Origin of the sequence: Polynucleobacter sp. IMCC30063, assembly GCF_021395235.1 — a bacterium.
GTDB lineage: Bacteria > Pseudomonadota > Gammaproteobacteria > Burkholderiales > Burkholderiaceae > Polynucleobacter.
Genome location: NZ_JAJVCQ010000001.1, coordinates 456,774 through 477,685, shown reverse-complemented (window position 1 = coordinate 477,685; position 20,912 = coordinate 456,774). Strand labels below are relative to the sequence as shown.

General features: G+C 45.7%; 21 protein-coding genes. 5 read left to right on the top strand and 16 right to left on the bottom strand.

From position 1 onward, the window contains the following. Nucleotides 1–22: 22 nt before the first annotated feature. Genes LZG75_RS02545 through bchF form a run of 16 tightly spaced genes read right to left on the bottom strand, consistent with a single transcriptional unit; the run spans nt 23 to nt 15,288 of the window. On the bottom strand, nt 23–1,042 hold the full coding sequence (locus LZG75_RS02545; RefSeq protein ID WP_233934921.1) for a 2-dehydropantoate 2-reductase: 1,020 nt from the start codon (nt 1,040–1,042) through the stop codon (nt 23–25). A 60-nt stretch (nt 1,043–1,102) separates the two neighbouring features. After that, nucleotides 1,103–2,419, bottom strand: coding sequence for an NAD(P)/FAD-dependent oxidoreductase (locus LZG75_RS02540; protein WP_233934920.1), 1,317 nt, complete (start codon nt 2,417–2,419; stop codon nt 1,103–1,105). A gap of 11 nt (nt 2,420–2,430) precedes the next feature. Next, nucleotides 2,431–2,910, bottom strand: a complete 480-nt coding sequence (locus LZG75_RS02535) for a TspO/MBR family protein (RefSeq protein ID WP_233923127.1) — start codon at nt 2,908–2,910, stop codon at nt 2,431–2,433. 30 nt (nt 2,911–2,940) lie between these two features. Next, on the bottom strand, nt 2,941–4,146 hold the full coding sequence (locus LZG75_RS02530; RefSeq protein WP_233923128.1) for a geranylgeranyl diphosphate reductase: 1,206 nt from the start codon (nt 4,144–4,146) through the stop codon (nt 2,941–2,943). An 18-nt stretch (nt 4,147–4,164) separates the two neighbouring features. Beyond that, on the bottom strand, nt 4,165–5,052 hold the full coding sequence (chlG, locus tag LZG75_RS02525; protein ID WP_233934919.1) for a chlorophyll synthase ChlG: 888 nt from the start codon (nt 5,050–5,052) through the stop codon (nt 4,165–4,167). A gap of 5 nt (nt 5,053–5,057) precedes the next feature. Next, the gene (gene puhE, locus LZG75_RS02520) at nt 5,058–5,813 is read right to left on the bottom strand and encodes a putative photosynthetic complex assembly protein PuhE (RefSeq protein WP_233934917.1); all 756 of its coding nucleotides are present in this window, start codon (nt 5,811–5,813) and stop codon (nt 5,058–5,060) included. Nucleotides 5,814–5,829: 16 nt separating this feature from the next. Then, nucleotides 5,830–6,930, bottom strand: a complete 1,101-nt coding sequence (acsF, locus tag LZG75_RS02515; RefSeq protein ID WP_233934915.1) for a magnesium-protoporphyrin IX monomethyl ester (oxidative) cyclase — start codon at nt 6,928–6,930, stop codon at nt 5,830–5,832. Beyond that, on the bottom strand, nt 6,930–7,385 hold the full coding sequence (puhC, locus tag LZG75_RS02510) for a photosynthetic complex assembly protein PuhC (protein WP_233934914.1): 456 nt from the start codon (nt 7,383–7,385) through the stop codon (nt 6,930–6,932). Before puhC ends, acsF begins: the two co-directional genes overlap by 1 nt. After that, the gene (puhB, locus tag LZG75_RS02505) at nt 7,382–8,050 is read right to left on the bottom strand and encodes a photosynthetic complex putative assembly protein PuhB (RefSeq protein WP_233923133.1); all 669 of its coding nucleotides are present in this window, start codon (nt 8,048–8,050) and stop codon (nt 7,382–7,384) included. Before puhB ends, puhC begins: the two co-directional genes overlap by 4 nt. Beyond that, nucleotides 8,047–8,820, bottom strand: a complete 774-nt coding sequence (puhA, locus tag LZG75_RS02500; protein ID WP_233923134.1) for a photosynthetic reaction center subunit H — start codon at nt 8,818–8,820, stop codon at nt 8,047–8,049. Before puhA ends, puhB begins: the two co-directional genes overlap by 4 nt. Nucleotides 8,821–8,860: 40 nt before the next feature. After that, nucleotides 8,861–10,288 carry a BCD family MFS transporter gene (locus LZG75_RS02495; RefSeq protein ID WP_233923135.1) on the bottom strand — a complete coding sequence of 476 codons (1,428 nt, stop codon included), beginning with the start codon at nt 10,286–10,288 and terminating at the stop codon, nt 8,861–8,863. Nucleotides 10,289–10,296: 8 nt separating this feature from the next. Next, the gene (bchM, locus tag LZG75_RS02490) at nt 10,297–10,998 is read right to left on the bottom strand and encodes a magnesium protoporphyrin IX methyltransferase (protein ID WP_233934913.1); all 702 of its coding nucleotides are present in this window, start codon (nt 10,996–10,998) and stop codon (nt 10,297–10,299) included. Nucleotides 10,999–11,011: 13 nt separating this feature from the next. Beyond that, nucleotides 11,012–11,920 carry a ferredoxin:protochlorophyllide reductase (ATP-dependent) iron-sulfur ATP-binding protein gene (bchL, locus tag LZG75_RS02485; RefSeq protein ID WP_233923137.1) on the bottom strand — a complete coding sequence of 303 codons (909 nt, stop codon included), beginning with the start codon at nt 11,918–11,920 and terminating at the stop codon, nt 11,012–11,014. 26 nt (nt 11,921–11,946) lie between these two features. Further along, nucleotides 11,947–13,515 carry a ferredoxin:protochlorophyllide reductase (ATP-dependent) subunit B gene (bchB, locus tag LZG75_RS02480; RefSeq protein ID WP_233934912.1) on the bottom strand — a complete coding sequence of 523 codons (1,569 nt, stop codon included), beginning with the start codon at nt 13,513–13,515 and terminating at the stop codon, nt 11,947–11,949. 1 nt (nt 13,516) lies between these two features. Then, entirely contained in the window at nt 13,517–14,803 is a 1,287-nt protein-coding gene (locus LZG75_RS02475; protein ID WP_233923139.1) for a ferredoxin:protochlorophyllide reductase (ATP-dependent) subunit N, read from the bottom strand. Continuing rightward, on the bottom strand, nt 14,800–15,288 hold the full coding sequence (gene bchF, locus LZG75_RS02470) for a 2-vinyl bacteriochlorophyllide hydratase (RefSeq protein ID WP_233934911.1): 489 nt from the start codon (nt 15,286–15,288) through the stop codon (nt 14,800–14,802). Before bchF ends, LZG75_RS02475 begins: the two co-directional genes overlap by 4 nt. 257 nt (nt 15,289–15,545) lie before the next feature. Here bchF and LZG75_RS02465 point away from each other — a divergent pair, with 257 nt between their 5' ends. The 5 genes from LZG75_RS02465 to LZG75_RS02445 all read left to right on the top strand — a co-directional run bounded on the left by LZG75_RS02465 (nt 15,546) and on the right by LZG75_RS02445 (nt 20,911). Further along, nucleotides 15,546–16,364 carry a B12-binding domain-containing protein gene (locus tag LZG75_RS02465; protein ID WP_233934909.1) on the top strand — a complete coding sequence of 273 codons (819 nt, stop codon included), beginning with the start codon at nt 15,546–15,548 and terminating at the stop codon, nt 16,362–16,364. A 29-nt stretch (nt 16,365–16,393) separates the two neighbouring features. Then, nucleotides 16,394–17,809, top strand: coding sequence for a transcriptional regulator PpsR (gene ppsR, locus LZG75_RS02460; RefSeq protein ID WP_233923142.1), 1,416 nt, complete (start codon nt 16,394–16,396; stop codon nt 17,807–17,809). Further along, nucleotides 17,810–18,508 carry a spheroidene monooxygenase gene (locus LZG75_RS02455; RefSeq protein WP_233923143.1) on the top strand — a complete coding sequence of 233 codons (699 nt, stop codon included), beginning with the start codon at nt 17,810–17,812 and terminating at the stop codon, nt 18,506–18,508. Next, nucleotides 18,450–20,042: a 1-hydroxycarotenoid 3,4-desaturase CrtD gene (crtD, locus tag LZG75_RS02450; protein ID WP_233934908.1), complete on the top strand. Its 1,593-nt coding sequence runs from the start codon at nt 18,450–18,452 to the stop codon at nt 20,040–20,042. Before LZG75_RS02455 ends, crtD begins: the two co-directional genes overlap by 59 nt. A 158-nt stretch (nt 20,043–20,200) precedes the next feature. Further along, nucleotides 20,201–20,911 (top strand): carotenoid 1,2-hydratase, encoded by a 711-nt coding sequence (locus tag LZG75_RS02445; RefSeq protein ID WP_233923145.1) that lies wholly within the window; start codon nt 20,201–20,203, stop codon nt 20,909–20,911. Nucleotide 20,912 lies beyond the last annotated feature (1 nt).

Here is a 20,912-nt window from a genome sequence, read left to right as displayed (position 1 = left end):
AATTCTGTCGGGTGCCTTTGTATTAATACCCAGTTGCAAAAGGTAAAGCTAAGCTTGCCTTGGCATGTTGCACATTGACATCTAAAAACTTGGTTAAAGCATAAACACTGCTCAAACAGGGTGTAGGTATTTGCACAATTTGACCTAGTTCAATTACCGATCCTAATAAGGCATCAATTTCCAGCGCTCGTCCTGCTTCTAAATCTTGCAACATAGAGGTTTTATGTTGACCCACTTTTTCGGCGCCGGCAATACGACGATCGATATCTACCCGAAATGTTACGCCCAATTTTTCCCCAATGAGCTGAGCTTCCATCATCATGTTTCGGGCTAGCTCGCGGGTGAGAGGGTACTGACAAATTCCTTCCAGATGACCATGGGTCAACGCACTAATGGGATTGAAAGTCATATTTCCCCAAAGCTTAAGCCAGATTTCGGCACGAATATCATCCAAAATAGGTGACTTGAAGCCCGCTTCAGCCATTAAGTTAGTAATCTGTTGAATTCGCTCTGACTTGCTGCCATCAAGCTCGCCCATGGGAAAGCGGGTTCCCTCAACGTGACGGATGACCCCAGGGGCTTGAGTTACGGTTGCCGGATAAACGACGCAACCAATAATGTTGGCTGGATTGATGGCCCGCATAATGGCTGCGCCTGGATCAACCGTCTCAACCGAATGATTTTCATATGGCCCAGCAAGCTTCTGAAAATACCACCATGGAATGCCATTTTGCATGGGGATTAAAATTGTCTCGGGGCCAATGATGTTGACTAAATCGCCTACTAGCGGCTCTACTTGATGCGCCTTTACTGCCAAAATTACCAAGTCGGGCTTACCTGCTTCAGTCATCTTTTCTACCGCCCGCACTTCGGCGTGTAATGGCTCTGGCAGATCTTCCATAATGAGGGCCAAGCCACGCTCTTGAATTGCGCGCAAGGTTGCACCACGGGCGACCACCGTTACCTCATTACCGGCTCGGGCTAACATCACTGCTAAATACCCGCCAATTGCACCACCCCCGCCCACTATACAAATCTTCATTTCATTCTCTTCCGTCTTGACTGTAATCTGCCTTCACTCCAATCAACCCATAGCAGATAATTAATGTAACTTCACATGAGGCTCGGTGCGCCGCGTGATGAGTCGCGCTAGAGTATCTAAGGCTGTCTTTACCCAACCGTGCAATGCCAATTCATGTAATTTATACAACGATAAATACATCATTTTAGCAAATAATCCTTCGATCATGATGGAGCCGCCTATTAACCCACCCATCATATTACCTACCGTACTAAATTTACCAAGCGATACCAAGGAGCCAAAATCTCGGTAATAGTAGGGCTTCAGTTCCTGGCCGACCAAACACCGTTGAATTTGTTGATATAAATGATTTGCCTGCTGGTGTGCGGCTTGTGCGCGCGGCGGCACAACACCTCCCTTGCCACCATGCGATTCTGGCCATGGACAAGCAGCGCAATCGCCCATAGCAAAAATACGAGGATCACGAGTGGTCTGGAGAGTTTGTAATACTTGTAACTGATTAAGGCGATTGGTTTCCAGCCCATTCATGTCTTTTAAAAACTCAGGTGCTTTCACTCCCGCGGCCCAAACCACTAATTCGGCCGGCAAAATTTGTCCATTTTCAAACTGTACGCCATCGGGTAAAACAGCGGCCACCTTCGAATTGACATACACATCAACGCCAAGGTTTTTTAACAAAACTTCGGTGGCTAGTGATAAGCGCACGGGTAAGGCGGGCAAAATTCGATCGGCAGCCTCAATCACATTAATCTGTAAATCTTTATTTGGATCGACTCGATCTAAGCCGTAAGCTACGACTTCGCGCGTGGTGCGATAGAGTTCTGCGGCCAATTCAACGCCAGTTGCACCAGCGCCAATAATGGCAACATGAAGTTGGCCCGCTTTCAACGGTGTCTTTTGCGCTTGCGCCCGAATACAGTCATTTAACATGCGCGTATGAAAACGCTCAGCATCCAATGGTGATTCAAGTCTGAGGGCATATTCAGCGACCCCTGGAGTGCCAAAGTCATTCGTTAGGCTACCAACTGCAAGTACCAAAATATCGTAGCGCAATTTACGCGCTCCCATCACTTCATGGCCGCCTTCATCTAAGTATGGATTGAGGAAAATGAGTTGTTGGGCGCGGTCAAGGCCAGTCATTTCCCCAATTCGATACTCAAAATGGTGCCAATGGGCTTGCGCCATATAGTCAACTTCATGCTGGCCTAAATCCATACTACCGGCAGCAATCTCATGCAGTTTTGGCTTCCAAATATGGGTACGGTTCTTATCTACCAGAATGATCCGCGCTTTGCCTTTGCGGCCTAGAGTATTACCAAGACGAGTAGCTAACTCAAGGCCGCCAGCACCACCGCCCACAATCACAATCTGCTTCACTAAATGCTCAACTAGCCGAAGGGGCCATTAAGTCGAACGGTATCCCAATTTAAAACAATGGCAATGCTTACCCAAATTAAATAAGGCAACATTAGTAAGCTCGACTTTGGTGAATAGTGGCGAGTGGTATAGATAATTGCCAATACCGATAGCCATAAAAGACTAGCCTCATAAAGAGCCCAATCAGGTCGCTCTAGGCGGAAATATAAAAAACTCCAAAGTAAATTACAGAGCCCATTTAGTACAAATAAAAGGCTTAGGTGGCGCACCGCTGTGGGGGCGGGATTTCGATCCCAAGCGATGACCCAGGCCGTGCCAGAACAGATAAATATAGCCGACCAAATAGGCCCAAATAACCAATCGGGCGGTTTCCAAAAGGGTTCTTTTAAGGCGTGATACCAAGCGTCTAAATTGGTTGCCCAGCCACCTAAAATAGCAACGGATAACCCCCAAATAAGGGCAACGATAACGGGTTTTCTAAACATAGTCATAACTTACTTTACACCCTTAGCAAATAAACTTTAGACCTTAATCAAACCAAAAAGGTGCGCCAGATCTTTAAAGAAGATGCGAATATGCGCTAAAGGATCGCGTTTTGCGAGCTTTTTATTCATATACGCGTCAAAAGTGAGTTTTTGCACATCCTTATCTTCGCAAATCTTTACAAAGCGCTCGCGCCGTTTATCGCTGATATACCAAAACCATTGCATAATCCCCAACACCAAAAAGACTTTGCCGTGTTCACGCATAAAACGCTTACGTGCCTTAGCTAGACTCTTCGGATTATTGGTCAATAAAAGTTCACTCACTGACTCAGCCGCCAAGCGCCCGCCAACCATGGCGTAATAAATACCTTCGCCCGAAGCTGGTGCCACCACTCCTGCTGCATCACCAGCTAACACCACATCGCGATTGTTGTCCCATTTTTTTAGCGGCTTCATCGGTAACGGTGCACCTTCATGACGCAGCATTTCAATATTTTCGAGGCCAGTAATTTTTTTTAAGTCAGCCACTGCACTACGTAATGAAAACCCTTTGTCTGCACTACCAGTGCCAATACTCATCGTCTTGCCATGAGGGAAAATCCAGCCGTAAAAATCGGGAGAGATCGTACCTTGATAAAAAACATCGCAGCGTGAACCATCAAAATCTGCCGGCGGCAGATCGGGTGTACGCACAATTTCATGATAAGCAAAAACATATTCAACGTCTTTGGCACTGGGGATAGCAGCCCGACCAACGCCAGATTTAGCGCCATCAGCGCCAATAATTGCTTTTGCCTTCACGGCCATTGAGGTATTGGGCTCATTTTTATTACTAGAGCGAACCATGTAGTGAACAATGCTGACCCCATCGGTATCACGTGACAATTTTTCAAAATTACCAACACGCCGTTCACAACCATCATTCGCTGCGCGTACCCGCAACCACTCATCAAATTGATCGCGATCAACCATTCCCACAAAGCCACCTTCAATTGGAATGTCGACTTTATTATTTTTGGGTGAGATCATGCGCGCTGACTTTGCTTTCGCAACCAAGAGCTCATCTGGAATTTCAAAATCTTGAATGAGTCGCGGCGGTATTGCACCCCCGCATGGCTTGATACGACCCGCTCGATCAAGCAATAACACCTTATGACCTAAGCGCGCCAAATCGCCTGCAGCAGTTGCACCTGCTGGACCGCCGCCAACGACGACGGCATCAAAAAGTTCATACGAATTCATACTTTTATCCTTCAGGCATTAATTTAAATTCGATACAGCAAAAGCGCTAACCATCATTCCAGCAACAAATAAAGGCACGCCAAAACCACTTAAAAATAAAGCGCGCTTAATGGGGTCACGCAAAAAATATAGCATCATCACGCCTTGTCCTAGCATTAAGCTCGCAATAACAAGAGCGCGCCAAGGCATATCCCATGCAAATAAAATGAGCACAATGATCGCTTGTGGAAATAACATCAAGCTACAAGCATTGATTGCTGCACCACGAACACCGAGTTGCACGGGTATAGACCGCACACCCATTTGACGATCTCCGTCGATAGCCTTGAAATCGTTCAAGGTCATAATGCCGTGGGCCCCAATACTATACAAAACCGCCAGCATAATCGATGCCTTTGACGGCATGGCATCACCCATCATCACTGCAGTGCCGGTGAACCAAGCAATACCCTCATAGGCAAGTCCACATGCCGCATTACCCCACCAACCATTTTGTTTTAGGCGCAAAGGCGGAGCGCTATAAGCCCAAGCCAAGCCCAAGCCAACGAGGGTTGCAATAAAGGCCCAGGGGCTAATGTAATAGCCTAATACCGCAGAAAGTAAAGTCCAGATGATGGCCACATAAAGCCCCCAATAGCCGGGCATTCTGCCCGAGGGAATGGGTCTTTGCGGCTCATTAATAGCATCCACATGTCGATCAAACCAATCGTTTACCGCCTGGCTTGCTGCACACACTAGGGGCCCAGCCAAAATAATGCCGGCTAACAATATTGGCCAGTGCCCGGAAAATGGGACACCTGCAGCAATTGCGCCGCAAGCAAACGCCCACATCGGCGGAAACCAAGTAATGGGTTTTAAAAGCTCAAGGGCAGCACTGCCCGATGGCCAGATGCGGCTAAGGCTCATAGGTGCTAGGCGCGAAAGCTCCATCTCCATAATCCCTCAGAGCTAATGGGTAGTACCATCAAAATATGTTCAAGAATCGCTAAAGACAACAAGGTTCCTAAAATAGTGCAGGAGGTAATTTGATAGGGGCTGGCTCCAACCGCAAAAGCGGCCTGCCAAATTGGCACCGCCACTACCGTCGCAGCAATAACCGAAATCGGCAATAAAGGATTCATTAAGCTGCGCGAAAAATAGCTATGAATATATTTCAGATGGTTCGGTAAAAAATTTTCGTTGAGATTTAGTACCCCTAAAAATAAGTTCAACTTAGCACTCTGGCGCATGATCCATAAAATAATAAATGTCCAAAAAGCGGTTTGATTTACCCCACCCCAACTCGCTACCGTTACCACAATTGCCAACACAATCAGGGCTATTTCATGATGTTGTATGGTTTGAAAGGCGAAGCCTACTTTCTTCCACCCCCTAGCATCGGGTGGGCAAGCAATACGCCGTGGGCCCGTTATAAAACCCAATAAAAAACCAATTTCCTGCCAAGCCCATACTAATAGTGCACATGTAAAACCGCAATAAGCGGCGGCTACAGTATCCATAGAGCTGCTGGTTTTAATGCCAACAATGGCAAATAGCATGACGCATCCACTCAACCAAAAAGTTCCCTGATACGTTGTCGGAGAGCGTTGGTTCAAAAATAAAATAATACCGGTGCCAAACCACCAAGCAAAGATAGTAAAAAGCAGTGGCCAGAGATACATACTCATGATTTTTTAAAATGACTTACCAAGTCGGCACCATCCGCACTGAACTAGGCAAGGCATTGTCGTTCACTGGCAAAAAATAGACGCGAATAAACTCAATACCAACTTGTGCGCCCAACCATGCAACATGTATTTTTTTAAACCAAGTTGACTGTTTTTTTACTGCTTCCATGCGGATAAACAGCGCTAACATTCGCTCCAAGCCCTGATAAAAACGTGGGTCATCGAGATTCAAGGTCACCGGAAATACTTGCTTAGTAATTTCATTGGTAATTTGCAGAACTTGGCGATCATAGTCGGCAGGTGAAATCTGTAATGCCTTATATAACTGGGGGCGTGAATGATCTCGTACATACATCGTGGCATAGACTGCCAAAATAAAAAAGCGAATCCAATATTTATTGATGCCGGTTAGTAATTTTGGATTTGCACGCATGATTAAGGCAAATGATTCACCATGCCGAAACTCATCGTTACACCATTTTTCAAACCATAAAAATATCGGGTGAAAACGCAACTCGGGCTTACGCTCAATTTGCCTAAAAATCGTAATGTAACGCGCATAGCCAATTTTTTCTGAAAGATAAGTGGCGTAGTAGATAAATTTTGGCTTGAAGTAAGTATATTTTTTTGTTTTTGCTAAAAACCCCAAATCAATCCCTATCCCAAAATCTTTGAGCCACTGATTAATAAATCCTGCATGGCGGCTTTCGTCGCGGGCCATATAGCCAAACAAGGTACGCATATCTTCATTTTTTACTTTGCGTTTAATTTCGGCATACAAAATACAACCTGAAAATTCAGATGTAATTGAGCTAATTAAAAAGTCAACGAATTCATCGTAGAGCTCCGGATCTACTTTTGAATAATCTTTATCCATGTCGGCAGGACGCTGGAAGTGATCGTTGTTGGTATCAGCCTCATATTCAACCATCAGTGCATCCCACTCACGGCGTAAGCTATCGATCTTGACTCGGTCAATTTCAGCAAAATTTGTAGTGTAAAAACGCGGGCTTAATACAGCGTCTTCGAGTGCGCGCTCGGTCGATGAGTTTAACTGGGCTGTTTTGCTCATTTGCGAGCCGAGCAAGGTTTCCACACTCTCCATTTTGACTTCCATTATTTCTGCTCCTTAACAGGCTTTGTCAACATCCGTAAAAAATTTTCAGCATTAGTTGGCCCGAATGAATCCAAATCAACCTTACGTTTCGTTACTGGATCAATCAAAGTTAGACGACCGTCGGTATGGCCAATTAATTCGAAAGGCCTTGAGCTATCAAAACCCTCACGCTTTCGCTCTTGCGCTAAGCCACGCAAGACGCCCCTTACAAAACCACTCTCACCAACCACGCTATGAATTTGCTGCCCACTGATGAACTCAATTACTGCAATCGATCCATCGGCACGATCTTCAAAGCGTAATTGGCGAACTTGTTGAGTGGGAGCGTATGGCTCACCAATATCATGACCCTGCAAACTGACCATGGCGACCCAAGTAAAAGTGAGCAGCATGACTGAAATTACCGCAATTCCCATACCCCTGGGAATTAATTTAGGTTCCAAGGTCAATCTCATGCGACTTGTTCTTCTACTGCCAACTCAGCAAATGCATTACCGGTACTGACATTACTCATCGCCTGATTGGTATGAACAGTCTGCCATGCGCTAGTTAGTTGCTGAGCAACGACAGTGACATTGGGAATACTGCGGAGCATGGGTTCAGGGTGAGCAAAATACCAAGGACGTGCGTGCGGCCACAAATGAAAATAGGCGATTTTGTCGCTAGCCGCTAATTGCAAAGGAATATTACCAGTGCCATCAGCAAACTCATGGATATCGGCACGCACAATACGCTTGAAAGGTAAATTAAAACTGACTGTGAGAACAATGCCTACTCGCATTACAACGCGTTGATTGGTAAGGGTATAAACCGTTGTTTGCGCTGCTAAATAAGCTAAATACGCAACTAAACCTAAGCCTAGTAAAGATAAAGCAATCACTAATGCAATACTGCCCAGCTCGGCGGACCAAGCCACATCACCTAGTGCAACCGAAATAATTTTGGCCAAAATAATGAAACTAAAATAAGCACTTAAAGCGGGCAGGTGGAAAGCATGACGCGCCAATGAAAACCAATTGGGGCTACCCTGCCATAAAATTTGCTCGCCAGCTGGCAAGGCTTCTGGTAAGCCATAGCTTGACTCAAATTCATGCTCTGGCGAGCGGTGAAGCAATTTCATATTAAGGGCTCTCGCCGTTCGGGGGTGGCATACAAGGTTCCGCCGCCGTAATACGCCATAACCCGCTCTTCTTCGAGCATGGTAATTTGGTCCTGACTTTTAATTGTGGGCACTTCTGCAAACTGCTTTCCTAAAATAGACTCGACTGCAATTTTCTTACTCTGTACACGCGCAAAATTCATTGGTAGCATCACCTTGCGACTACCATTTTCAGCAGTTGTTTCTAATTCTAAATAACGAATCACCATCTCGGCACGATCAACCCAAATCTCTTTAATGACCCCACCGCGTGCGCCATCAGCACCAATTACTGGCAAGCCTCGGGGGTCGATATCCGGTTTCGCAACTGCAAAGCCCGGCAAAATACGCATGGGCACAATCACTGGCTGGCCCTCAAAAGTTACATCTGGATAGTCGGGGCGATTGGCATACGAGCCAGGACCTACGGCGGCTAACATGGGATTACCAATGGGCTCAAGTGGGGCGCCATTAAAACGGTGCGCGGGACGCGCATTGCTAATAACATCTAATGGTTCTGAGCGCGGATTAAGCACATCACCATGAAATTGAGTTTTAAATACTTTAGGCGGGGGCATGCCAATTAAACCCGGATTACGCCTGATCTTGCCAGCTTGGTCATATTCCAAGGGAAAGCCTTCACGCTTACTTTCAAGCGTAAGGTAATAAATTAAGCCGAAAAAGAATGCCCAAAACACATAAAGTATGAGTTGCGCTAAATCAACATATTGTGTAATTGCTCCGGTTCCCATAATCAATTTCCTTTTAATTAAACAAACTTACAAGCATCCACTACCCTGGTAATTCAGCTAAACCAAACTTTTTATCAACGGTACTTTCTGCCATCATCTTGGTCGGCCGGTATGCGACTAAGGGCCCGAGCACAATTAAAGTGGCAAATAGTAAATAAAACTCGAGGTGATACACAAAACTGTAGCCTGTTGCGTTAGAGTCAAGGGCAGAGCCCAATAGCCCTGATTGGGCTAAGCTTGAAATTAAATCGCGAATTAAGCCGCCTAAAGCAATCGCCAAGCCCGCAGCCGTAGCCTGTACTGCTCCCCAAGCTCCCAATACCAACCCATTCATATCATCGGTTTCAAATGACATTGCCGCAGTTAAGGTGCTGACGGAAAATAAGCCGCCGCCAAAACCAATGAGGAAGGCACCACAACGAAACAGCCAAGGCGACTGCAATGGCTCAGAAAAAATGACGCAAGTAAACGCCAGAATACCTAATAGGGCGCCAATTGCAGCTAAGCGATAAGCCTCAATACTGCGATTCAAGCATTTAGCGGCCAAGGCAAAAGCGCAAATTGCGCCTAACGCCGTTATAAAAGTCAGTACAGTGGTAGAACTAACAGATAAGTGGAGGACTTCAGCTCCGTAGGGCTCCAAAATAATATCTTGCATACTAAATGCGGCGGTTCCAATGCCTAGGGCCAATAAAAATCGCAGCACTTTTTTTTGCGCAGAAAATAATTTCCACGACTCACTGAAACTTTTGCGTGGCAAATGCGGGGCAGTTAAATGCGGCTGCCGTGCCTCTTGTTTCCATAAAGCAATTAAATTCAAAATTAAGGTGAGGCTAGCGGCGCCTTGAATCACCCTAATTAATAGCACTGGTGTGAAATCAATTAAAAGAAATCCCAAAACTAAACTACTAGCTGCCATACCCACTAAAAGCATTAAATACATTAAAGCAACTACTCTTGGGCGAAGGCTGGGGGTACTTAAATCACACGCTAAAGCGAGTCCAGCAGTTTGTGTAGTTTGCATGCCGGCTCCAACTAATAAAAAGGCCAAACCACATGCACCTTCACCAAACCACATGGGCCAATGCGTATCTCCTGAAAGTAAAATTAACGCAAAGGGCATGATCGCTAAGCCGCCAAATTGCAACCACGTACCAATCCAAATATAAGGCACCCGACGCCAACCTAAAACAGATTTATGGCGATCGCTGCGATGGCCAATTAAGGCTCTAAATGGCGCAAACAATAAAGGGAGTGCCACCATTAAAGCCACTAAACCTGCGCTGACATGCAACTCAATAATCATGATGCGATTGAGCGTGCCAATTAATAAAGCTGCTGCCAAACCCACTGAGAACTGAAATAGGGATAAACGCAAGAGGCGACTCAAGGGTAATTCAGCCGTGGCGACATCCGCAAATGGCATAAAGCGTGAGCTGAGACGAGGGAAGCGAGGTTGAAAACGCATGATCTGGTTTACTGTCGCCCTAAAGCCATGGCTTGTGATTTATAAAACCCGCGAGAGATTTTTTTACTGCCAATAATTTGCCATGCGCTTAAATCTTCACCCATCTCGATTAACTTGGCAAGTTTTTTTTCTGCTACCGGTTCAATGAAAGGGGCGCGATCGCCGCGAGGAAATAACCGTCCCACACTAATTAGGGCTGCTAGGAATAGGGTTTTTGGGGCAAAGGTAAATATAATTGCCTGGTGCGTGCGTGCTGCCAGTAAGCCTAAGGCCTTAGTAATGTCTGCACGGTTGTAATGAATCATCGAATCCATACACACCACATAATCAAATTCCCCTAAGGCGGGGTCTAACATATCACCCGCAAGAAACTCAATTGAGCCTGTGCCCAAATCGGTCGGCACGCGTTCTCGACCCAATTGCACCAGGGTAGGAGAAATATCAATCGCCATCACACGCGCGCCCCGGCGTGCTAAATCGACTGCTAATAAACCAGTGCCACAGCCAGCATCAAGCACGCGCTTACCAGTTAAATCAAGAGGTAAGTAGGCCAATATTGTCTTACGCATCTCATCACGACCCGCCCGCACCGTTGCACGAATGCCGCTTACTGGGGCTGATGTAGTTAGTCTTGCCCACGCCTCAACCGCAGTACGATCAAAGTACTGTTCTAGTTGATTGCGTTTATCGACATAAGAGCGATGTTGCATGGCCCAGCCTTTATTAATCAAAGCCCAGTAAATCAAATATATCGCGGTCCTTCATTGGCTCAGCTGGCAATGGTGCGGTGCCAACCCAAAGCGCTGCAGCCAAACGCATATATTCTTTTTTTACTGCTTCTAGTTCTGGTGAATCTTCCATCTCAAATAAGGTCGATTTTTTTAAGCGGCTACGACGGATGACATCTAAATCGGGGAAATGGGCCATCGTTTTCAAGCCCACCCGTTCATTAAACTTATCGATTTGATCAGTAGCATTACTGCGATTAGCGATCACACCACCTAAACGCACGTTGTAATTTTTCGCCTTAGCACCAATTGCTTGCACAATTCGATTCATGGCAAAGATGGAATCAAAATCATTGGCAGTTACAATTAAAGCGCGATCAGCATGTTGCAAGGGTGCAGCAAACCCGCCGCACACCACATCACCAAGCACATCAAAAATTACCACGTCGGTATCATCGAGTAAGTGATGTTCTTTTAGTAATTTAACCGTTTGACCAACGACATAGCCCCCGCAACCAGTACCAGCCGGTGGCCCGCCTGCTTCAACACACATCACGCCGTTGTAACCTTCATAAACAAAATCTTCGACCCGTAACTCTTCCGAATGAAAGTCAACCCGCTCTAAAACGTCGATCACCGTAGGCATTAATTTTTTAGTGAGGGTAAAAGTCGAATCATGCTTTGGATCGCAACCAATTTGAATAACGCGCTTACCTAATTTGGAGAAGGCTACTGATAAATTCGAGGAAGTAGTGCTTTTACCAATGCCGCCTTTACCGTAAACCGCGAATACTTTTGCTTTGCCAATTTTGACGCTCGGGTCAAGTTCAACTTGCACACTTCCCTCGCCATCTGGTGGCCGTACTCGTCCAGTTTGGCTAATTGGTATATTCGTTACTTCCATGGTAAATCCCCTAGGTTATCCGCACATTAGCGGCTGTAATACGCTTTTGCATCGTAAAGTGTTTCAATCGAAATTGTTTGTACGCCCTGTTCCAAAGCAAAACGTTCGGTATTTCGTTTAGCTTTACCGCGCACAAAAAATGGAATCTTTTTCAACTCCGATTGCGCCTCGTCATCCCAAATTGAAATCAACTCTTGCGAATTTGTAGTCATACGAGTTTCTGTCTCAGGCTTCCGCTCTAATGTCGAGCCATGACCCAAATGAGAAGGCATCGCCTCTTCATGGAATTCACTATCGCCTCTAAACATCCCAATAAGATGCTCTTCTAGGCCCATCATTAATGGATGCACCCAAGTATCAAACAACACATTCGCACCCTCAAAGCCCATTTGTGGCGAGTAGCGTGCTGGAAAATCTTGTACATGAACTGGGGCTGAAATAACCGCACAAGGAATCTTCAGGCGTTTAGCAATGTGTCGCTCCATTTGCGAGCCCAAAATTAATTCAGGCTGTAGTTCAGCAATAGCTCGCTCAACCGTCAAATAGTCATCTGTGATTAAGGCTTCAATGCCGTACAGAGTAGCAGCCTCACGAACCTCGCGGGCTAATTCACGGCTATAGGTACCCAAACCTACAACTTGAAAGCCCATTTCTTCATGCGCTACTTTAGCGGCAGCGATGGCATGGGTGGCATCGCCAAAGATGAAAACCCGTTTATTAGTTAAATAGGTTGAATCAACCGAGAGTGCATACCAACGCGCCCGTGAATTATTGACTAGCGCGTCTACATCGCACTCAATACCAGCTAAAGTGCAAACTTCTTCAATAAATTGGCGCGTGGCTTTAAAGCCAATCGGGATAGTTTTAGTGTTAGCTTGATTGAAGTTACGCGCTAGCCATTGCGCCGCCAAATTGGCAATTTCTGGGTAGAGCACCACATTGAAATCGGCCTCATGCAAACGGGCAATATCGCTTGGTCTTGCGCCTAATGGTGCAACAACATTTACTTCAACGCCAATCTGGTTCAGTAAGCGGGTAATCTCGGTCACATCGTCTCGATGCCGAAAACCTAAAGCAGTTGGGCCTAAAATATTACAACGTGGCTTTTGATTGGCGAGTCGGGGGGTTCTTTTCACACCAGGTGCTAAAGCATGTTCAGTGCCTAATAAACGCACCATTTGATAAAACGTTTCTGCTGCGCCCCAATTTTCTTTCTTTTGATAGGCAGGAAGTTCTAAGGGCAAAACTGGTAAGGGTAAATTCAGTGCGGCAGCCAAACCACCAGGATCATCTTGAATTAATTCAGCGGTACATGAAGATCCCACCATAAGGAGTTCTGGCTTAAACCGTTCGTAGGCATTGCGCGCTGCCTCTTTAAATAATTCAGCTGTGTCGCTACCTAAATCACGGGCTTGAAAAGTGGTGTAAGTAACGGGTGGACGACGATGATTACGCTCGATCATGGTGAACAATAAATCAGCATAGGTATCACCTTGGGGCGCATGCAGTACATAGTGCACACCCTCCATGCCGGTTGCAATTCGCATCGCTCCCACATGCGGAGGTCCTTCGTAGGTCCATAAGGTTAGTTGCATATTAGGCGGCCAATTTCAAATGACGTAAGAGCGGACGCGCAAATAATTCAGCCAAGTCGGCAGCCTGATCAAAGCCTTGGATGGGTGTAAAAACCAATTCAATTGACCACTTGCTAGTAATGCCTTCCGCCTCTAGCGGGTTAGCTAAACCCAAACCACAAACGACTAAGTCTGGTTTAATCGCTCGACACCGATCCAGTTGGCGCTCAACATCTTGCCCCTCAGATAATTGCACGCCCTCGGGCAAGAGGGCCAATTCGCTGGCCATATGCTGACGATGTAAATAGGGCACGCCAACCTCGGTTAATACCATATCTAATTCCCGATGTAAAAAACGCGCTAATGGAATTTCTAATTGTGAATCAGGAAAGAAAAAAATGCTTTGGCCGGCTAATTGTGTTTTAAAACGGGCTAAGGCTGAGCTTGCCCGCTGCCTTTTAGGGGCGATTACTAGTTCAAATTGCTCTGCTGGAACCTGCCAAGCCAAGGCAGCAGCAGCAAACCATTTTTCAGTCCCTTCAACCCCAAGTGGAAATGGCGCCTCAAGCCGCTGTGCACCTTTCTCTTCTAGTACTCGCGCGGTATCTGCCAAAAAAGGTTGCGCCAATAAAAAACGGGTATGCGGACCAACGACTGGCACATTACTTGAATTACGGGGTGGGAAAAAACGCACCTGTTCAATTCCTAAATCTTTAAAGATGCGAATAAATTGATCTTCGACCACATCAGCTAGGCACCCCACGACCAATAACTCCGCTGGCGCTTGTGACTGAGCAGCAGTAGGTAGTGGAATATCTTTAGCTAAGGCTGCCAAACAAGCGTCCTCGCCTTGCGTAAAAGTTGTTTCAATACCGCTTCCTGAGTAATTCAGAATGCGCACTTGCGGCATAAAATTTCTACTCAGGCGCTGGGCAGCAGTGGCTAGATCTAATTTAATGACTTCAGATGGGCAAGAGCCCACTAAAAAAAGAAGTTTGATATCGGGACGCCGTTCTAATAGCTCTGCTACTACCCGATCGAGCTCTTCATTCGCATCTGCTAAGCCAGCTAAATCACGATCATCAATAATTGCCGTGGCAAAACGAGGTTCAGCAAAAATCATCACGCCAGCTGCCGACTGAATTAAGTGGGCACAAGTGCGTGAGCCTACTACTAAAAAGAATGCATCTTGGATTTTGCGGTGTAGCCAGATGATTCCAGTTAAACCACAAAAGACTTCGCGCTGCCCGCGCTCTTTAATAATTGGCAACACTTGCCGTTCGACAGGCGGGGAAATGACGGCACTCATGCTGGTAGCCCTTGGTTCATTTGGCGTTTTTCCTGTAAGCGTGCGGCCCGTAATTTCAGAATAAATTGCCCAGCATTAATAACATACGTGAAATAAGCCGCCAAAGCTAAATACATTAATTCCCGCTCTGTTAATAAGCCCATCATTAAGCACACAACATAAGCAGTATGAAGGGCAATGACCAACATGCTAAATACATCTTCCCAATAAAATGCTTTAGCAAAGAGATATTTACCAAAGACCACCTTCTCCCAAATACAGCCCGTTACCATGATGGTATAAAGACAAAAAGTTTTTATTAATACCGAAATATTAGCTGCATCTTCTCCAGAACCAGTCATTAAAAACCGCACCACCAGATACAGGCTAACCAGAAAAACGACGAATTGAACTGGCGCCAATAAGCCCTGCACTAAAGTCCATTTAGTGCGGTCCCGCCTCAGCCGTTGGGCAGGGGTATAGAGGGGTTCATAAGTTCTTGCCATGACGCTTAACCAGGGGCTTCCATTGCTCAATGTGTAAACAAAAGTTTACGCTTTTTCTGTTTTTTAGCCCACTAGGTATCTACCCCTAGTTGATGTAATTAAAATTTGACAGTTGGGCTCTTAATTGCGTAATCTATGGGTATAGCGCACAAGTCTTGGACGGACTCAAGCTTAAATAATTGTTGCGGTGCAATATTTTCACCTCAATGACTGGAGTTTATGTGGATGCACTCAATCGACCTTTACCAACATGTGAAATGTCCACGGCTTCCGATCTTGCGCCAAATACACTGCAAAAAAACCGGCGTGCTAAACCCAGTTATCTCAAGATGGTGGTTGAAAAAAAGGTATTACCCCGTTTATTGGCCGATCATGCAAATATTAAAAAGTTAAAACTAGAAAATATTACCCAATTGCCGCGGCATGTTTCTGCTCATGAAATTAGTCAGTTTTCGATCTTATTACTAACTACTTCCTATAACGAGTGTCGTGATTACGCTTTACGCTTATGTCATTCGGGTTGCTCAATTAATGAAATTTACTATAGCTTAGCGGTTGATGCGGCAAGAAATTTAGAGTACCTCTGGGAGGTTGACGCCTGTACGTTTGGCTCAACAACTATAGCAATCGGTCATTTGCAAGCTATTTTGCGTGAGCTTAATCCGCTTTTTCATACGCAAGCAGACCTTCACTATCAAACTAAAGGTCATGCCTTTGCCTTTGCAATGCCTCATTCGCAACATACGCTAGGCGTATTTCTGTTAGCTGAAAACCTGATTCAACATGGCTGGAATGTTTTAGCAGCGCCTAAAATTAGTAAAGCAGAAATTCTAGATACTGTTAAAGGGGCTTTTTTCCATTTTGTTGCTATTTCCATCTCCACCTTTAAGCATTGGGATGAGCTAGAGAAAATGATCCCACTCATTCGTAGTCAATCTTTAAACCCTCAATTACACATTATGGTTGGCGGCGCACTTTTTAGAGCGCAGCCCCAATTACTTGATCAATCGAGTGCCGATAGCTGCACTAGTGATCTTGATGAAGCCATTAAAACGGCGGCAAGCCTAGTAAAATAGTGGGTTAAATCAATCCACCAAGGCATGTCTTGTCGTCATCAACCCTAAATCCCCTCCTTCATATTGGCTCGCTCGCGCCACAGGAGGTAGCAACGGTCATTCAAGCTGGGTCAGATCTAGCGATTGTGATGGATGAGCAAGGCATCATTCTAGGTTTGGCCTTCGGCAATTCTGAGCTCTACAGTAAAAATCTTCAAGCTTGGGTAGGACAAAACTGGGAAGACACAGTTTCGATCGAAAGTCGTATTAAAGTTAAAACTCTACTTAAAGACGCAAAAGAAACGGGCACTTCACGACTGCGACAAATCAATATTGCTATTCCTGGGGCCACTGATTTGCCATTTCTCTGTGCCACTATTTATTTACCCAGTAGTCGGCGAATTGTGGCTTTGTACCGAGATTTGCGTGAGGTATCTTTATTACAGCAACGCTTAATTGATGCCCAACAAACTATCGAGCTAGACCATGCGCGTCTGCGGGAAATGGAAACGCGTAATCGTATTTTATTTGAAATTGCCTCTAGTGAAAATATTGTTATAGATAGTATTCATTTTAAAATTTTAGAAGCAAATGCTCGGTTTGTTGAAATTGTGGGGGAACCCATAAAAAAAATTATTGGAAAATCTTTTCTTGATTACTTGGCTAAAAAAGATCTTGATGCCGTACGTACGGCCTTAACCAAAGCTAGCTATGGTAGCGAAAAAATTGAATTCAATGCAACTTTTAATAGCAGTAATGTATTTTTAATTGCAGCGCCCTTTCGAAGCGCAAATCAATCCTTAATTTTGATCACCATGAAGACAGTACAAGATACTGAGATTGCTGGAATTAATAGTAGTCAAGCGCTCGCTTTATTTGCCTTGGAAAATTCAGCTGATGCTTTTGTGGTTACCAATTTACAGGGCATGATTATGAGTACTAATCATGCTTTTCGTAAAATGATTATGGTCGAAAAGCCAGAGCAGCTACTCCATGAATCGCTGGAGATTTGGCTCGAACGGGCCAGCATTGATTTAAAGGTGATGCTATCTAATTTACAAGCAGAACGAACTATTAAATTATTCGCAACTGCCATTCGTGATGCCTTTGGAACTTTTCATCCTGTTGAAATATCTGCGTCTGCTATGGCTAGCCCCAAAACCTGTATCGGCTTCTCAATACGCGAGGTTGGCTCCCGCATTCGGCCCCAATATCAAGTTGGTGAAGGTATCTCGCGGTCGAATGAAGAGTTAACCCAACTAGTTGGTCGCCTACCATTAAAAGAAATTCTGAATGAAACTACCGATTTAATTGAAGAGTTATGTATTAAGGCTGCGCTTGATTTATCACGAGGTAATCGCGTAGCTGCTTCTGAAATGCTTGGCTTATCGCGCCAAAGTCTTTATATCAAACTGAGAAAATTTGGTCTTAATGACGGCTCTAAAGAGAATGATTTGGAGCAATAAGTGTCCAATCTAATGGGTGCACCAGTGGCAATCATGGCTTTAGTCAAAATCGCTGAAGATGCAAAATTGAGCGGTATTGCCAAGCTAATGTTTGGCCGTTATCAACTTGGATCTGTACCTGGCTTACAACTAATTAAATACTTAGGATCAGGGGTGAATGGGGGCTTCTCAGTAAAGCCAAGCGCCCTTCATCAAGGTATTTTTGCGGCTTTTAATAACCAACAAGAAGCCGAACAATTTTTACATGGGTCGGCATTATTGCATTGGTATCGTGATCATGCCGATGATTTTTTTACTACGCAATTGCAGACCTACTCTTGCAAGGGCAGTTGGGGGGGTAAGTCGCTGCCAATTTATGATGCCCAAATTCCAACAGGGGCTATTGCCTCACTCACCCGAGCTTCGATTAAACCTTGGTATGCACAACAATTTTGGAGCAAAGCGCCGCCTGCTGAAACCGAGCTAAAACACACTTCAGGTTGTCTTCTGGCGGCGGGAGTAGGTGAGGCGCCACTCTTAAGGCAGGCTACCTTTACGATTTGGGAATCTGAAGTTGCTATGAATGACTATGCCCGCTCAGGCAGTCATTTAAAAGCGATTCAAGCAGCCCATCTTCATCATTACTTTTCTGAATCGATGTTTGCCCGCTTTAAGCCGATCAACCCTCAAGGTAGCTGGGGCGGTCACGCGTTTGGATAAGTCAACAGTTATTGTTGTTGGTGGTGGAATCGGTGGCCTTGCTAGCGCCTTAGCACTAGCTTGTGCTGGGCTTGAAGTGACGGTGATTGAAAAGGAATCCACCTTAGGTGGAAAAATTCGGCAGATTCAAGCCGGTGAGCAAGCGATCGATTCTGGCCCTACTGTTTTCACCATGCGCTGGGTATTTGACGAGCTTTTTCGTCAAGCCGGCACCAGCCTAGAAGATGAAATGCAGATTTCACCTTTAGCTGTTTTAGCTCGCCATGCATGGAGTAAAGATGAGACGCTTGATTTATTTGCCGACCGCATGCAATCAGCTGAAGCTATTGCACAATTTTCTTCGCGAGCCGAAGCAAACCGCTTTCTTGATTTTTGTAGTCAAGCTAGCCAACTGTATCAGGCCTTAAAAAAACCATACATGCTTTCTGGGCGGCCAAGCATGAGCAGTATGATGGCTAGCTTAGGGACTTCGGGTTCAAAGGTATTATTTGATATTGGCTTGTTTAGCAATCTCTGGAAAACTTTAGGTCGCTACTTTCATGATCCGCGTTTGCGTCAGCTCTTTGGGCGCTATGCCACATATTGTGGCTCCTCTCCTTTTGAAGCTCCTGCTACTTTAATGCTCATTGCCGAAGTAGAAATGCAAGGCGTCTGGAGCGTCAACGGCGGTATGTCTACTTTAGTGAAGACCCTACAACGACTTGCAGAACAAAAAGGGGTGCGTTTCATAACAGGTCATCCATGTACTGAAATTTTATTGAATAATCGACGCGTCTGCGGTGTACGTCTTGATAATGATGACGTTCATTACGCCCATTCGATTATTTTTAATGGCGACGCCCGAGCGCTTCAAGTGGGCTTATTGGGTGCGGGACTGAAAAATGCTAGCACGATTGATCGCCAGGCGACACCATCACTCTCCGCCTTAACTTGGTCGATGGTAGCTAAACCCAAAGGATTTCCGCTTCTACGGCATACTGTCTTTTTTAATGCAAACTATCAAGCTGAATTCGATGACATTTTTCTTCGCCAGCAGTTACCTCAACAGCCAACAGTTTATATTTGCGCGCAAGATCAAACCGATGTCCATCTTGATTATCCCCATGAACAAGGTATCTTTTGCTTAGTCAATGCGCCAGCACACCTAAGCCCGCGACCCGAACTCACTACCGAGGAGATTGAAGCATGCGAAAGTCAGGCATTCGCTTTATTAAAACAATGTGGTCTCGAGCTCAATCCCAATTTCAACACGGTAACGCGTACTTCGCCGCATACCTTCAGTCAGTTATTTCCGGCAACGGGTGGAGCACTCTATGGAACAGCCAGCCATGGTTGGATGGGCGTCTTCAAACGGCCTGCCGCGCAGAGCACTATTCCGGGCCTTTATCTAACGGGGGGGAGCGTCCATCCAGGGGCGGGAGTGCCCATGGCCGCCCTATCGGGACGCATGGCGGCCGCAACCCTGATGGGTCACCTCGGTTTGATCAAGCCCTCGGGAAAGGAGCTTATCTCTGGTGGTATCTCGATGCCCTGAGCGATGATCGCCAACATGGCATTGTCATTATTGCTTTTGTAGGCAGTGTTTTTTCACCCTACTATGCGAAAGCCCATAAAAAAACGGGGCAAGGCGATCCTGAAAATCACTGCACGCTAAATGTCGCAATTTATTCGCCAGGAAAAAAGCGTTGGACTATGACCGAAAGAAGTGCGCGCAGTGCATGCCGCAGCGCTAATGAGTTTGTCATTGGCCCAAGCTCATTACGCTGGGATAAAGATTGCCTCACCATTGAAATCAGAGAACGGGCAGTGCCCTTTGGTCAAGCTGTTCGTGGCACAGTTCGAATCTATCCAGAACAGCTGTTTAATTTTTCAACTGCCCTTGATGATCAAGGTCGTCATCGCTGGGGGCCGCTTGCCCCAAGAGCACGCGTCCAGGTTGAACTGAGTAAGCCTGATTTACATTGGCAAGGCAATGGGTATTTAGATTCCAATGAAGGCGATGGCCCGCTAGCACCCGATTTTCATGAGTGGGATTGGTCGCGCGCCGAATTGAGTGGCAAACGTACTGCAGTCATATATGATGTGCGCCAAAAAAATGGGGTGGAAAAATTGCACGCTCTCCTCTTCCATCCAGATGGTCGCGTTGAACCCTTTGTGCCACCCCCACGGCAAACTCTACCCAAAACTGCTTGGCAAATTCAACGACAGATGCGCAATGCTGATCAGCCTTCTTTGAAATTAATACAAACCCTAGAAGATACGCCGTTTTATGCTCGTTCGATTTTGTCTTCAGAGTTATTAGGCGAGCCAGTGATTTCATTTCATGAAACCCTCAATGTGCCTCGCTTCGCCTCACCAATTGTGCAATGGATGTTAGCTTGGCGAATGCCGCGAATACGCTAAA